Below are 14078 nucleotides of genomic sequence, written 5' to 3'. Positions count from 1 at the left end.
TACCTTGTCACCCGGCTCGCCGGGAGAAGGATCTAGTCCGCAGGACTCGGGCGCACCAGTTCGGCCAGCTCGCGGTGTACAGCCTGTGGATCGGCCAGATTAAGCTCCAGCAGACGGCGCAATGCGGTCATGCTGTCGAGATCCATCGAATCACAGGCACAGCCGACAACGTCATCGTCGATATGCACCAGCGAGCAGCGCATTTCGATGGTTTCCTGCGGCGACAAAACCAGGGTTACCACCAGTTGCTGCTCCAGGCGCCAGTTAACATTTTCCGGACGCACCAGTAACACACCACGCAAACTGATATCCAGACAATGGGTTTCAAGCCGCTCCCCATCGGTTTCAACCTGAACCCGCTGAAGGAAATGCACACGTTTGAACTGCCGAGAATCCATGACTTACCTCTGTCATATTCCGGGGCATTATGCCCACAGATGTATAAAGGTTTAGTCCGTATTGCTGAGATCGCAAACCGCTGAGGCTGACGTTTATGACAGAAAAGAAAGAGAACGCCGGAAGCCAGATGCTGACAGCAGCTGGCTTCCGGCAACGATTTACGCCAGACGCTTGTACTTCATACGCTTAGGCGCGGCATCATTACCCAGACGCTTCTTACGGTCGGCTTCGTACTCGGTGTAGTTACCTTCAAAGAAAGTTACTTTGGAGTCGCCTTCGTAAGCCAGAATATGGGTGGCAATACGGTCGAGGAACCAGCGATCGTGGGAAACCACCATTACTGCACCCGGGAAAGCCAGTACCGCTTCTTCCAGCGCACGCAGGGTTTCTACGTCGAGGTCGTTGGACGGTTCGTCCAGCAGTAACACATTGGCGCCCTGCTTCAGGGTATAGGCCAGCTGCAGACGACCACGCTCACCACCGGACAGTTCACCAACACGCTTCTGCTGATCGCCGCCTTTGAAGTTAAAGCGGCCGATGTAAGAGCGGCTTGGGTAGTCTTTACCGTTAATGTTGATCATATCCAGACCGTCGGAAATGGATTCCCATACGGTTTTCTTGTCGTCCAGTTCATCACGCAGCTGTTCAACAAAGGCCAGCTTCACGGTTTCACCGATGACCACTGAGCCGGAATCCGGCTGTTCCGTACCGGCAATCATGCGGAACAGGGTCGATTTACCGGCACCGTTACCACCGATGATACCGACGATGGCACCCGGCGGTACGGTAAAGCTCAGGTCATCGATCAGCACCCGGTCGCCATAGGCTTTGGTAACGTTATGGAACTCAATCACCTTATCGCCCAGACGCGGGCCGGGTGGAATGTAGATTTCGTTGGTTTCGTTACGGGTCTGGAATTCGCGTGAGTTCATTTCCTCAAACGCGGCCAGACGTGCCTTGCTCTTCGCCTGACGGCCCTTAGCCCCCTGACGAACCCACTCCAGCTCATGCTTGATGGCTTTGGAGTGTGCTTCTTCCTGTTTCTTTTCCTGCTCTAAGCGTTTTTCTTTCGCTTCCAGCCAGGTGGTGTAGTTGCCCTGATACGGAATGCCATGGCCACGGTCCAGTTCCAGAATCCATTCCGCACAGTTATCGAGGAAGTAACGGTCGTGGGTAATGGCCACCACAGTGCCCGGATACTCTTCCAGGAACTGCTCCAGCCAGCCCACGGATTCTGCATCCAGGTGGTTGGTGGGTTCGTCGAGTAACAGCATATCCGGCTTAGACATCAGCAGACGGCACAATGCCACGCGGCGGCGCTCACCACCGGACAGTTTGGTCACGTCGGCGTCCCAGGGTGGCAGACGCAGCGCATCGGCGGCGACTTCCATATGGCGCTCCATATCATGACCGCCGGCCGCTTCAATAAAGGCTTCCAGCTGCCCCTGTTTTTTCGCCAGCGCATCGAAGTCGGCATCCGGCTCGGCGTAAGCGGCATACACGGCATCCAGTGCTGCGCGGGCATCAATCAGCTCACGCAGGCCATCTTCGACGTTACCTTTAACGTCTTTGGCCGGATCAAGCTCCGGTTCCTGCGGCAGATAACCGATTTTCAGATCAGGTTGCGGACGTGCCTCACCGATAATGTCGGTATCCAGACCGGCCATAATTTTCAGCAGGGTGGATTTACCGGAACCATTCAGACCCAGCACGCCGATTTTGGCGCCAGGAAAGAACGAAAGGGAAATATCACGCAGAATCTGGCGTTTGGGCGGAACAATCTTGCCCAGACGGTTCATGGTGAATACATACTGTGCCATGGAAAAATACCTCGTATCAGATGGCGGCAAAGCTACTGAAAAGCGTCGCCAATGGCAACATAACAGGCCGTTCTCCGGGCTTTTTCTGCCTGTACACGCGATTTGCTGCGGGCAAAGTCACAGAAATGTCATCAGCGCCATATTAAGTCGCCTATCCCACCTTAAGCTGTCTATACTTCGGCCATGATGATTAATAAAGATAAGATTCATTAACCATGCTGTTTCGCCTGTTACAGCGGGCCGGCCAGGACGACCTGCGCCGTTCAACGCTGATTAACTTCCCGCTGTTTCTGCTCAGTTTTGTCTTTCTGGCACTGGTGTTGGCCGGTAACGGCTATCGTCAGTGGCACCATGATCAGCAGGCATTCAGTAAAGAAGTGGCGCTGACGCTGGAAAACTACGTCCAGCAATCCGGGCTGCTGGCACAGGCCGGTCTGGCCGCAAACACCATGTTCAGCCATGGCTATGCCGCTTTGCTGGAACAGTCGGCCAGTGGCAACGAAGCGGCTGCCGTCCGGCTCTGGCAAGAGATGAAGCAATCCTTCTTCAACCTGACCGGCTTTGTGCTGTTTGATGATGATGGCCATTATCTGATGCATCAGGGCGCGCCGCTGCACGCCGATGAAACCCGCGACATCTATACCAATATCCAGAGCCTGGGTGGCGAAAAAGGCATGTTTTCCCTGCGCTATGGTGGCAAAGGCGGCTATTACTTTTACACCCGTTTTCAGGCCCCCAGCGGCCATCACTATATGTTTGTCAGTCGCCGTTCCTACAGCAAGCTGTCGAGCATTATTTACAATGGCGAATTTCCCGGCTTCGAGATGTTGCTGCTGGATACCCGCGATAATTCCATTGGTATCCGTGAACACTACTACGCCGATTCATCCCATCAGCCCAGGCTGACTAAAACCGAAGAACAGCAGATTCTGTACCGTACCAACATCCCCTTCACTCACTGGGATGTTATTGCCCTGCCGGTCGCTAAAGACGCCCGGGCCCAGTTATGGAGCCGCATTCATCCTCCCCTGGTGGTACTGGCAACTTTCTCGGTGCTGGCCGGCATACTGTGGATATTCCTGCGCCGTCAGGAGCGCCGTGCCGCCGAGCTGGAAATTATCCGCCGTCAGACCGAACAACGCGCCGACCGGGTGCTGATGTCAATCGATGATGCCCTGATCTCCACCGATGCTTTTGGCCTGATCAACTACGTTAACCCCAAAGGGGCTGCACTGCTGATTGAGAACGGCCAGCGCGACTTTATTGGCGAAAGCCTGGCCGATGTCTGGCCTGACAAACAGGCGCTCTGGAACCGTGGCCTGACCGCCGATGAACTGGAGCTGTTGCAGGATAACGGCCGCCAGCTGACCGTCCGCATTGGTGAAGAACAGCGCATTCTTGAGCAGGGATATAACCCGCTGTACGAAGGCCGGCGCATTACCGGCATCGTCTGGCTGCTGCGCGATATTACCGATGCCGTACATGCCACCAGCGCGCTGGAAGAGAGCCGTTCACGCTATAAAGCCCTGTTTGAAGAAGCCGGCGTTGCCCATTGTCTGCTGGATATCTCTCACTTTGATGGTCAGCTGGAAAGCGTCCGTCTGGTGAATATCAATGATGCCGCCGTGCGCATGACCAAAGCCCGCGACCGCCAGCAACTGCTGCAGGATTACAGCCACTTACTGGTACAGGGCAGCCGCGAACTGCGCTCTGCTCTGCAACGTGCGGTTGATCTGAAACTGAACACCACCGAATTTGAATTACCGCTGCGCATCTTCAGCGGTGAGCAGCGTGATTTCTGGGTCAACCTCAGCCTGCGCTCCGGCACTCCCGGTCAGGCACTGATGACCGTTCTGGATGTCACCGAACGCAAGAAAGCCAACGAAAAAACCCGTGAGCGTGAAGCCTTCTGGTCAAAGGTGATGGCCGCCATGCCGGATCTGGTTTACGTCGTTGAGCTGACCCCGGAACTTACTCATAAAGTCATTTACCACAACCGTACAATCGGTGAAGTGCTGGGTTATCCGCCCGATCTGCAACTTGAAGCTGACGACTGGATTCGCTATGCCGAACCGGAAGAAGAAAGCCAGCTGGCGATTGCTCTGAATAAAAACCGCACGCTGGAAATGGGCACTACGCGCGAAGCTACCGCCCGTTTCCGCCACTACGACGGCAGCCTGCGAATTCTCAAATTCCGTGATACCCCGTTCGCACTGGATAAAAACGGTAAAGTTGTACGCTATATCGGTACCGCCCGCGACGTAACCGGCGATATTGAGAAACAGGAACGCATTGTCGAATCCGAACGCCGCTACCGCCTGCTGGCAGAAAATATGAGCGACGTTATCTGGGCCACCGATATTGATCTGAATTTTAATTTCGTCAGCTCGTCGGTGGAACGTATTCTCGGTTATAAACCGGATGAATTATTGCGTGAAGGTGTCGGTGCTATTTTTAAACGCCGGGATATCCGTACCCTGTTCCGGGCCATGCACCACGAGATACAACAGGCACTGCTCGATCCGGCCAATGCCCAATCGCGTAATGTGATGATCCGTAAAGACGCGGTCGCTACCAGTAAAAATGGTAAAGAGATTTTACTCGAGCTGCAGGCCAGCCCGTTATGGAATGATAAAGGTGAACTGCAGGGCATGCTCGGCATCTCGCGTGATGTCGGTGAAGCACGCAAAATCGAGCGCGAATTACAGTTAGCGGGGGAAGTATTTGCCAACAGTAACGAAGCCATCTTAATTACCGACCGCACGCTGAACATTGCCAATATCAACCGCGCTTTCAGTTCCATTACCGGTTACAAAAATGAAGAAGTCATCGGCCGTACACCGGATTTTCTTATTTCACCGGAACGCCATGGCATCACCTTCTTTGAAGAAATCGGCGAAGCTCTGGTTACTGAAGGCTACTGGCAGGGCGAGATTTTTTATCAGCGAGCCAGCGGAGAAATACGCACCGGCTGGGCCGGCGTCAGTGCGATCCGCGACCACGACCATGAAGTTCAGAGTCTGATTATTATTATGTCTGACATCACCGAACGTAAGGTGATTGAAGAACGCATCCATAAGCTAGCTTATTTCGATCCGCTCACCGGCCTGCCCAACCGCAGCCAGATGCACGAACGTCTGGACGTATTACTGAAAACCGCCGCACGCCATGATCAGTGTGTTGCACTGTTATTTATCGACCTCGACCGTTTTAAACCGATTAATGATTCTATGGGACACCCGGCCGGTGATCAGGTATTAAAACAGGTCGCTCAACGCCTGCGGAACTGCACCAAGAAGCAGGATCTGGTCTGCCGCATCGGTGGGGATGAATTTACGGTTGCCCTTGGCGAGCAGACGGATAACGAAAAAGCAGCAGATACCGCCGTTAAAGTGGCCGAGCGCATTCTGCATGCATTAAACCGTCCTTATATTCTTGGTCAGCGCGAAGTCTTTATCAGCGCCAGCATTGGTATTTCTATTTATCCGCATGATGGCGTCAGTGTTATTGAACTGCTGAAAAACTCTGATATGGCGATGTATCACGCCAAAGATCTGGGACGTGACAACGTGCAGTTCTTTAACGAAAAAATGAATCAGAAAGCGGTGGAGTTGCTGGAGCTGGAAAACGATCTGCGCCATGCCTTAAACCGCAACGAACTGGAGCTTTATTACCAGCCGCAATACCAGTCGGGCACAGGAACTGCCGTCGCTGCCGAAGCTTTATTACGCTGGAACCATCCGACCAAGGGGCTTATATCCCCCGGATTATTTATTCCCATTATTGAAGATACCGGCCTGATTGTTCCTATCGGCCAGTGGGTGCTGGAACAGGCTTGTCAGCATTTCTCAGACTGGCAGAAAAACGGACTGGAACTGCAACGCATCGCCGTCAACGTTTCCGCCCGCCAGTTTAAACAGGACGATTTCCTGCAGATTGTGAAAGATGCAATTTTCAAAGCCGGTATACGCCCCGACCAGCTGGAACTGGAGCTGACCGAAAGTATCCTGATCGATGATATTGAACACACGCTGGAAGCACTCGATGGTTTACGCAAACTCGGCGTACGCACAGCTATCGACGATTTCGGTACCGGCTATTCTTCACTAAATTACCTGAAGCAGTTCCCGGTCGATACCCTGAAAATTGACCGCAGTTTTATTCAGAATTTACCCGACAACTCCGATGATGCTCAGATTACCCGCACTATTATTGCCATGGCGCACAACCTGGGTATGGGCATTATTGCCGAAGGGGTAGAAACCCGTGAGCAACTGGATTTTTTAATTTCTGCCCGCTGTGAAGAGGTTCAGGGTTTCCTGTTCAGTAAACCGCTTCCCCAACAACAATTCCTGCAACTACTGCAACCTTATGAAACCCAGAGCTAAAAGCGCACTTCTGGCTCTGGCCGCAGTGGCACCTGTTCATGCACTTGCACCACCACAGGAAGCACAGCTGCAATACCGCGTGAGCCAGTATCAGGAAAACGATATGCCTGCTAACCGGGTGGCCAGCGGTTCCACAGAACGCTATCAGATTTCTGTGCAGCAACTGCAATGGCAAACCCCCGTCGCCGGCCAGTGGCTGCTGAATATGCAGGGCAGCTACGAAACGCTGAGCGGTGCCTCACCTCTGCAGACCTTTGAAAACAGCAGCGGTCAGAGCGAAGTGATCATGAGCGGCGCCTCCATCGACGAAAGCAGACAGGATGCACAACTGCAGCTGACCCGTTATTTCAGCAACAGCACGCTCGGTGGCGGGCTGTATTACTCCGGCGAAAATGACTATCAGGCGCTGGCCTGGAATCTGGCCGGCAGCCTTGAGCTCTGGTCAGGAATGACGACCCTCAATGCCGGTATCAGCCAGTCTGACGACCGCCTGAACCCCAGCGACAGCAGCCTCTCGGTCAACCGCCAACTGGCGGATGACCAGAGCCGAAAGCGTCAGGAAGGTTATCTGGGTATCAGCCAGATTCTGAATAAATACGAACTGCTGCAACTGACCCTGGGCTACAGTCAGAGCAGCGGCTATTTATCCGACCCATACCGCAATATCGATCTGCGCCCGGATAACCGCGATGCCCAGACCCTGAGCCTGATGTACCGGTTTTTTATGAAGCCCTGGGATGGTGCGGCTCACTGGAATTACCGCTTTTATCACGACAGCTGGGGCGTGGATTCCCACACGCTGGAGCTGCGCTGGTATCAGAACCTCGGACGCTATTGGCGCGCCACGCTGGGCAGCCGCCTTTACCGCCAGCAGGCCGCTGACTTCTACTCTCTGGCCAGTACCGCCAGTGGCAATGCGCAAAGTAATGATGCGCGTTTATCCGCTTACGGCGCCATAACCCTTGAACTGGGTGTAGACCTGCTCTGGTCTCAGGCACTGCAATTCAGCATCAGCGGACAGAATTACCGCAGCCGTGAATCCTGGGGACGGGATGGCAGCAAAGCGCCTGAAGCACCGGCATTGGTGAATTATCAGTTGCTCAGCGCCGGTATTCTTTACCGTTACTAGAGCTAAGTACCCTGGCCTGCTACATCTGTCACGGAACAAATAAACGCCAGACATTACTGGCTGTCAGCCGTTGTCTATACTGCTCTCCAGCGCCTGCAAACACGCAGAGGTCTGCTCTATGAACAGCCAGATCAACGACCTTCTTTACCGCCTGCTGGATGAAACACCCAACGCTTTTGGTGTCTTCGACAGCAACAATCAACTGCTCTACTGCAACGCCAATATGGCTAATGTGTTCGGTCTCAGCCGTCAGCAGGCCACCGGGCTGACGCACCGGGAGCTGATGCGTAATGCCTACAACAACGGCCTTGGCGTCCGTACAGACAGCGAAGACTTCGAACAGTGGATCAGCGATGTGGAAAGCCGCCAGCGTCTGGACCCGGTTCGCACTTTTGAATCCGACCTGTTTAACGGTGAGTGGCTGAAAATTACCCAGGTCACCATCGATGATCATCTGGTCCTTATCGGCACCAATATCACCGAGCTGAAAGATACCGAAGCGCGCCTGCGCACCGCACTGGAAGAACTCAACGACGTCGCCAATACCGATGTGCTGACCAGCGTCGCCAACCGTCGCCACTTTTTTGCCCGCGCCGGAGAAGAGCTAGCGCGCGCCCAGCGCTATCAGCATCCGCTGTGCCTGATGTTGCTCGATATTGACTACTTCAAACAGGTAAACGACCAGTTTGGCCATCACGCCGGCGATCAGGTGCTGCAGTTTTTTGCCCGTTTCTATGAAAGCGGCCTGCGTAAAATCGACTTTTTTGCCCGGCTGGGCGGTGAGGAGTTTGTAGTTCTGCTGCCGGAAACCCGCCTGCCCGACGCCATGAATCTGGGAAACCGCCTGCGCGAACAGCTGACCCGGCAAAGCATTTACACCATGCCGGAAGAGCAGCAGCTGCGCATCACAGTCTCGGCCGGTATCAGTCAGTTTGAAGGTAGTGGTGATTCGGTTCAGACCTTACTGAGCCGCGCCGACGAAGCCTTATACCGCGCCAAAGCCCACGGTCGTAACTGCTGCGAGGCAGCCGCCCCCTGGCCAGCTGTCGGTTAAACCTGCCGTCGTCAGAGCTGACCAAACAGATTGACCGACTCCGCATTCAACGGAAAACGCTGACTCAGCTCGTGCCCGGCAATTCCCGCCAGTTCACGCATTGCCTGCTGTATATGCTTGGGCTGCAGCAAAATGCCGTTGCTGTCCGGAGCCAGTGTTTGGGCATTAACGGTCTGAGCTTCATGCGCCGCAGTGGTTAAGCCGACACTGCGGTTTGCCCAGCTGGCGTTCTTACTCATAAAAATCGTGCTGCCGATTGGCCAGTGGTCTTTACCATTACCGTCGTTATAGCCCGGTGTACGGGCAAAGTCAGAGCTGATCATCACCACCAGCTTATCGTCGATCCCCAGTCGCCCGGCTTCCGCCCAGAGGTATTCCACACCGTTCTGCAGACGCATCAGTGCCGCCGCATGATCAGCATCATGATTAGCGTGAGTATCAAACCCCCAGGCCACCAGATCGGTGCTGACACATAACCCCGACTGATACGCTGCCAGTGCAATCTGCGCCTGGCGTAACAAGGGGTTCCAGTAACCATCGGCATCGGTGTAATCGACCAGCGTCTGGGGGACATACTGCGCCAGCAACTCCAGCAATTGCTGACCATCTTTGGCCGCCGCAAACTGATTCAGCGCCGCCTGCATTCGCGACGCCATATGCGGCTGTGCGGCCTGCAACCGCGCCAGACGTTCTGCACGGTGGCGGTTGATGATGTCGCGTGTGCTCTGACGATGAAAATACTTTGCCGCATCCCAACCGCTGCCGCCGTCGAGAAACTGATCCTGATACACCAGCTTATTAAGCGCACCGGGGTCCTGCATCAGGGTGTAGTTGATGACTCCTGCCGTCTGGTTGTAACCCCCATTACTGAGATATGCCAGTGGCAGTCCGGCGCCATACACCGCCGCTGCCAGCGCCGCAAACGACGGATAGCCTTCTGCCAGCCGGCCACTCCAGTTGTAACGCTGGCCGGCCTGATGCGCGTTGGTCTGGGCATCAATGCCGTTGACCACCAGCATATGCGGATGCAGGTTGCTGAAGAAGCGCTGATTGTGGGCAAAGGGCGCGTAGGTAACAGAGCTGCCGCTGATGGTTTGCACGCCCTGAGTACTGGCCCAGTGATTGATCGCCGGATTGGCTTTCGGATCGCAGAAACTGGTGACATCCCAGCCGCCGCCAGCCTCAATACTGACAAAAAACGGGCCGCTGTAAGGCGTGAAATTCCCCTCTGCCGCACGCGCGCGCAGTGACACCGGAAGACCGGCGGCCAGACCGGAAGCAACCAGCAACTGCAGGAAACGGCGGCGATTCATCCCATTATTCATAAAGCATCCTGAAGTCACTGAGCAGATACGTCAGCACAGCCATCCAGCTGCGCAGGGTGTGGTTCGGGTCCTGTTTCAGGGCCGCATCGTTGTCCCAGTCAAGCAGACAGAACTCGTCCTGCTGATCATCGCTGGTGTCGTTGTGGTAAAGCCAGTCGCTGGGCGCATTGGCCACACGCTCACTCCAGACCTCGTTAAACAGGTTGTAGGTACTGTTCTGCTCCACCACCAGATCGGTCAGCGGATCGCCCCAGATCACCTCAATCAGCCGGTTAACCTGCGCCTGTACCTGTACCGGAGCGTTGGCCGGGGTATCGGTCATCTCCACCAGGGTAAACAGCGTGCGCTGTGCTTTAGGTAATTCAAATTCGGCCACCACCCGCTGGCACACCATTTCCTGCGACATACGACCGGCCACGGCATACATCAGGGTGTTCAGGCTTTGCCCGCGCTGCACCACGGTATCGCTGTCGATACCGCCATACAGGCCATAATAATCCCGCGCCAGCAGGTCATAGTTTTCATCCCAGGTGTGATGCCAGAGGCCACCACTCACCGCCTGAATCTTACGGCTCAGCTGCTCGGCGCTGAGCAGCTGACCGGCGCCCATATCACCGTAATACGCCGTTGCCGGTGCATGCGAAGCGCGGAACACCGGGCTCATTGCCATATCGGCCAGCAGATCTTTCAGCTGATAGCCACCGCTGCGGAAAGCAGTCGCCAGCTCACCGACCATGCGCTGCTGTTCGCTGTAACGGGCCAGCTTGTCGGCGTAATCAACGTCGCTCGGCTCGGTTGGTTGTGGCAACAACTCACGCCCAAAGACCGCCGGCCACCAGAAGGCGACCGTACCTGAAGCAAAGCGCTCATCGGCCACCATCTGCTGCGCCAGCCACTGCAGGCTGTTGTCATTATTGGCAGCCGGCAGTATCTGCCCGGCAAAGCCCGGTGCGCGCATATCGCGATACCAGAGATCACCCTGCTGATAGAGACTGCCGGCTTTGTAGGTGTCCGGCAGTGAGTCATCACCATCCCAGGCATCACGGTAATGGCCGTTGTCGCCATAGTTCTGAAAGGCGCCGGCCACCGGGTCCATCATTTCGTGGCAGACCGCGCAGGATGGATTATTCAGCGTCGGGTTGTTGGTATCGGCCAGATCAGCCGGGTCCATAGAGCGCAGCGCCAGCCCTTCAATATCCACATTCAGGAAAAAGTAATACGCCCAACGGGCCCGCGCGCGGTTGCGGTTGGTATCGGTTGAGGGATAACGCGCCAGAAACATCTGTGAGCTGAGCAAACCGGCCTGGGGCAATGGCCCACCGGCATAGCCATCGATAATCTGTGCCGGCCGCCAGTCGTCCGGATCATTGGCATCCGGGAAACTGATACCGGTGTGATACACGTCGTTGGAAAATGGGTTCACCATCAGATAGGTGGCGGTTAGCACTTCGCTGTAGGGGCGGTCGTGGGTGACGACATAATTAATCAGCTGTAGCGGTGCGGAGGCCACGGCCCTGTTGGTATTGGCCCAGGCAAAACCAAAGGCTTCATTGGCGGCCTGACGCTGTTCATCAGTGGTGGCATCGTTGATCGCCTGCTGCAGCGGTGCCAGACGGGATTCGATATAGGTGAAGCGTCCACCTTCATACAGCAGATCCAGCCCCGGCGTGCGGTTGTTGGCGAATTTATTGGTGAGTAAGCGGTCATTCGCGCTTTCCATCAGGAAATCACTGAAGTGCTCGCCGCTCATTAAATGGCGGATCGCATTGCGCAGGCTGACTTCGGTACCATCAGCAATCGAAGCCTGCTCTGCGGCTGTTGGCAGGCGTCCGGCAAACAGCAGTGCCGCCTTACGCAACGTGGCGTTGTTATCCAGCAAGACGGCCTCGTCCCAGAACGCCGACAGACTGACACTGCCATCGCTGCCATCACCGTCACTGCAGCTGGCAACCGGGCCGGCAAGCCAGCCCTGCAGCGCCTGATGAGCCGCAGAACCCGCAGCAAACACACGCCCGCCACCGTGCACGACCTGCGCCAGCGGCTTGGCTTCTATATTGGCCAGACCAGACTCAGAGGCGATGTAAGTATTTACTGCGCTGAGATTATCAGCCAGATAAGAGCTCACGGAGGCGGGCTTCAGCACCAGTCCGGACTCAGCCGCAATGCCACCGCTCTGGTGGCACTGCATACAGGATGGCGCCAGTACCGGCGCCCATAATTCAGTATTGAAACGTTCCAGCTCCGCCGCACAGGCCGCAGCCCCATTACCATCTGTCGGAGTTTTATCCGGGGTATTGTTCTGTGGATTGCTGTCGCTGACCAGTTCGCCGGCGTATTCATTACCGGGACCGGAGCAGGCGCTCAGCAGCCAACAAAGCAGAATCAGGGGGAAACCAGCACGCATCAGAGATGTACCATGATCAGTGAAGCCTTGAGTATGGAACAGCCGCAGGGCTTTTCCGTTAAACGATGTAATAAGTTGTTATAACCGCGTTGTTAGGGCGTTTTTCTGACCATATGGTCACATTTTTCCTTCCTCAGATGAGCGCAGTTCACGCCGATAATGACACCTTCTCAAGTGCCAGACGGCGCAGTTTGCGCTAGAATGCCGCCCTTCTGATTTTAACCCCCTTTTCTACCACCCTGTGTGAGGAAGCTCTGATGTTTAGCCGTGATATGAACATAGCGGATTTTGACCCGGAACTGTGGTCAGCGATGAAAGCCGAAGATGCCCGTCAGGAGCATCACATTGAGCTGATCGCCTCCGAAAACTACACCAGCCCACGGGTAATGGAAGCTCAGGGCTCCCAGCTGACCAACAAGTACGCCGAAGGTTATCCGGGCAAGCGTTACTACGGTGGTTGTGAGCACGTTGATGTGATCGAACAGCTGGCCATCGACCGCGCCAAAGAACTGTTCGGTGCAGGCTACGCTAACGTACAGCCACACTCCGGTTCTCAGGCCAACGCGGCGGTTTACTTCGCCCTGTGTCAGCCTGGCGATACCATTCTGGGTATGAGCCTGGCACACGGTGGTCACCTGACTCACGGTGCATCGGTATCTTTCTCAGGCCGCGTTTATAACGCTGTTCAGTACGGTCTGAACCCGGAAACCGGCGAAATCGATTACGCCGAAGTTGAGCGTCTGGCGCGTGAACACAAGCCAAAAATGATCGTCGCTGGTTTCTCGGCTTACAGCCGCGTGGTTGACTGGGCGCGTTTCCGCACCATCGCCGACGAAGTGGGCGCTTACCTGTTCGTTGATATGGCCCACGTTGCCGGTCTGATCGCCGCTGGCGTTTACCCGTCTCCGGTTGGCATTGCCGACGTGGTAACCACCACCACTCACAAAACCCTGCGCGGTCCGCGTGGTGGTCTGATTCTGGCCAACGAAGACGAAGAGCTGAACAAGAAGCTGAACTTCGCGGTATTCCCTGAATCCCAGGGCGGCCCGCTGATGCACGTTATCGCAGCCAAAGCCGTATGCTTCAAAGAAGCGATGTCTGACGAGTACAAAGCCTATCAGGCGCAGGTAGTTAAGAACGCTCAGGCCATGGCCAAAACCTTTATCGAACGCGGTATCAATGTGGTATCCGGTGGCACCGATGACCACCTGTTCCTGGTTGACCTGATCGGTAAAGAGTACACAGGTAAAGACGCTGACGCCGCTCTGGGTCGCGCCAACATCACTGTGAACAAAAACTCAGTACCTAACGACCCACGCTCTCCGTTCGTAACCTCTGGTCTGCGTATCGGTTCTCCGGCCATCACCAGCCGCGGCTTCAAAGAAGCTCAGGCAACGGAACTGGCTGGCTGGATCTGTGATGTACTGAACGGTCTGGAAAACGGCAACTCCGACGCCGTTGAAGCCGAAGTAAAAGCCAAGGTTGTTGCCCTGTGCGAACAGTTCCCGGTTTACAAATAAGCCCCGACTGATACTTCCGCTGTAAACAAACCGCCCGGT

At 55.4% G+C, this 14078-nt stretch carries 8 protein-coding genes; 4 read left to right on the top strand and 4 right to left on the bottom strand.

The features are described from left to right. Positions 1-32 precede the first annotated feature (32 nt). Both MT343_RS03285 and ettA read right to left on the bottom strand, forming a co-directional pair. On the bottom strand, positions 33-398 hold the full coding sequence (locus MT343_RS03285; protein ID WP_145469896.1) for a PilZ domain-containing protein: 366 nt from the start codon (positions 396-398) through the stop codon (positions 33-35). Positions 399-557: 159 nt separating this feature from the next. After that, positions 558-2219 carry an energy-dependent translational throttle protein EttA gene (ettA, locus tag MT343_RS03280; RefSeq protein WP_145469897.1) on the bottom strand — a complete coding sequence of 554 codons (1662 nt, stop codon included), beginning with the start codon at positions 2217-2219 and terminating at the stop codon, positions 558-560. 215 nt (positions 2220-2434) lie between these two features. Between ettA and MT343_RS03275 the strand changes: the two genes are divergently transcribed. The 3 genes from MT343_RS03275 to MT343_RS03265 all read left to right on the top strand — a co-directional run bounded on the left by MT343_RS03275 (position 2435) and on the right by MT343_RS03265 (position 8790). Next, entirely contained in the window at positions 2435-6607 is a 4173-nt protein-coding gene (locus tag MT343_RS03275; protein ID WP_145469898.1) for a sensor domain-containing protein, read from the top strand. Further along, on the top strand, positions 6591-7736 hold the full coding sequence (locus MT343_RS03270; RefSeq protein WP_145469899.1) for a DUF3570 domain-containing protein: 1146 nt from the start codon (positions 6591-6593) through the stop codon (positions 7734-7736). The genes MT343_RS03275 and MT343_RS03270 overlap by 17 nt, the downstream gene beginning before the upstream one ends. A 118-nt stretch (positions 7737-7854) precedes the next feature. After that, entirely contained in the window at positions 7855-8790 is a 936-nt protein-coding gene (locus MT343_RS03265) for a sensor domain-containing diguanylate cyclase (protein ID WP_145469900.1), read from the top strand. A gap of 11 nt (positions 8791-8801) precedes the next feature. Here MT343_RS03265 and MT343_RS03260 read toward each other — a convergent pair whose 3' ends face one another. Both MT343_RS03260 and MT343_RS03255 read right to left on the bottom strand, forming a co-directional pair. Beyond that, positions 8802-10115, bottom strand: coding sequence for a DUF1501 domain-containing protein (locus tag MT343_RS03260; RefSeq protein WP_145469901.1), 1314 nt, complete (start codon positions 10113-10115; stop codon positions 8802-8804). Continuing rightward, a complete protein-coding gene (locus MT343_RS03255) occupies positions 10108-12519 on the bottom strand; it encodes a DUF1588 domain-containing protein (protein ID WP_145469902.1) in 2412 nt (803 codons plus the stop codon). The genes MT343_RS03260 and MT343_RS03255 overlap by 8 nt, the downstream gene beginning before the upstream one ends. Before the next feature lie 257 nt (positions 12520-12776). On the opposite strand from MT343_RS03255, the gene glyA reads away from it, so the two are divergent. Continuing rightward, a complete protein-coding gene (glyA, locus tag MT343_RS03250; protein ID WP_145469903.1) occupies positions 12777-14039 on the top strand; it encodes a serine hydroxymethyltransferase in 1263 nt (420 codons plus the stop codon). The last annotated feature ends 39 nt before the right edge of the window (positions 14040-14078 follow it).

The organism is Venatorbacter sp. C2-1 (assembly GCF_022832715.1).
In the GTDB taxonomy this organism is placed as follows: domain Bacteria; phylum Pseudomonadota; class Gammaproteobacteria; order Pseudomonadales; family Oceanobacteraceae; genus Venatoribacter; species Venatoribacter alkanivorans.
The sequence above is the reverse complement of the archived record's forward strand: the minus strand, read 5'-3'. Positions and strand labels throughout refer to the sequence as shown.

What these genes read in the sequence shown, in the direction of transcription:
- MT343_RS03285 (WP_145469896.1), bottom strand. Translation starts at nt 398, where the DNA reads ATGGATTCTCGGCAGTTCAAACGTGTGCATTTCCTTCAGCGGGTTCAG.
- ettA (WP_145469897.1), bottom strand. Translation starts at nt 2,219, where the DNA reads ATGGCACAGTATGTATTCACCATGAACCGTCTGGGCAAGATTGTTCCG.
- MT343_RS03275 (WP_145469898.1), top strand. Translation starts at nt 2,435, where the DNA reads ATGCTGTTTCGCCTGTTACAGCGGGCCGGCCAGGACGACCTGCGCCGT.
- MT343_RS03270 (WP_145469899.1), top strand. Translation starts at nt 6,591, where the DNA reads ATGAAACCCAGAGCTAAAAGCGCACTTCTGGCTCTGGCCGCAGTGGCA.
- MT343_RS03265 (WP_145469900.1), top strand. Translation starts at nt 7,855, where the DNA reads ATGAACAGCCAGATCAACGACCTTCTTTACCGCCTGCTGGATGAAACA.
- MT343_RS03260 (WP_145469901.1), bottom strand. Translation starts at nt 10,115, where the DNA reads ATGAATAATGGGATGAATCGCCGCCGTTTCCTGCAGTTGCTGGTTGCT.
- MT343_RS03255 (WP_145469902.1), bottom strand. Translation starts at nt 12,519, where the DNA reads ATGCGTGCTGGTTTCCCCCTGATTCTGCTTTGTTGGCTGCTGAGCGCC.
- glyA (WP_145469903.1), top strand. Translation starts at nt 12,777, where the DNA reads ATGTTTAGCCGTGATATGAACATAGCGGATTTTGACCCGGAACTGTGG.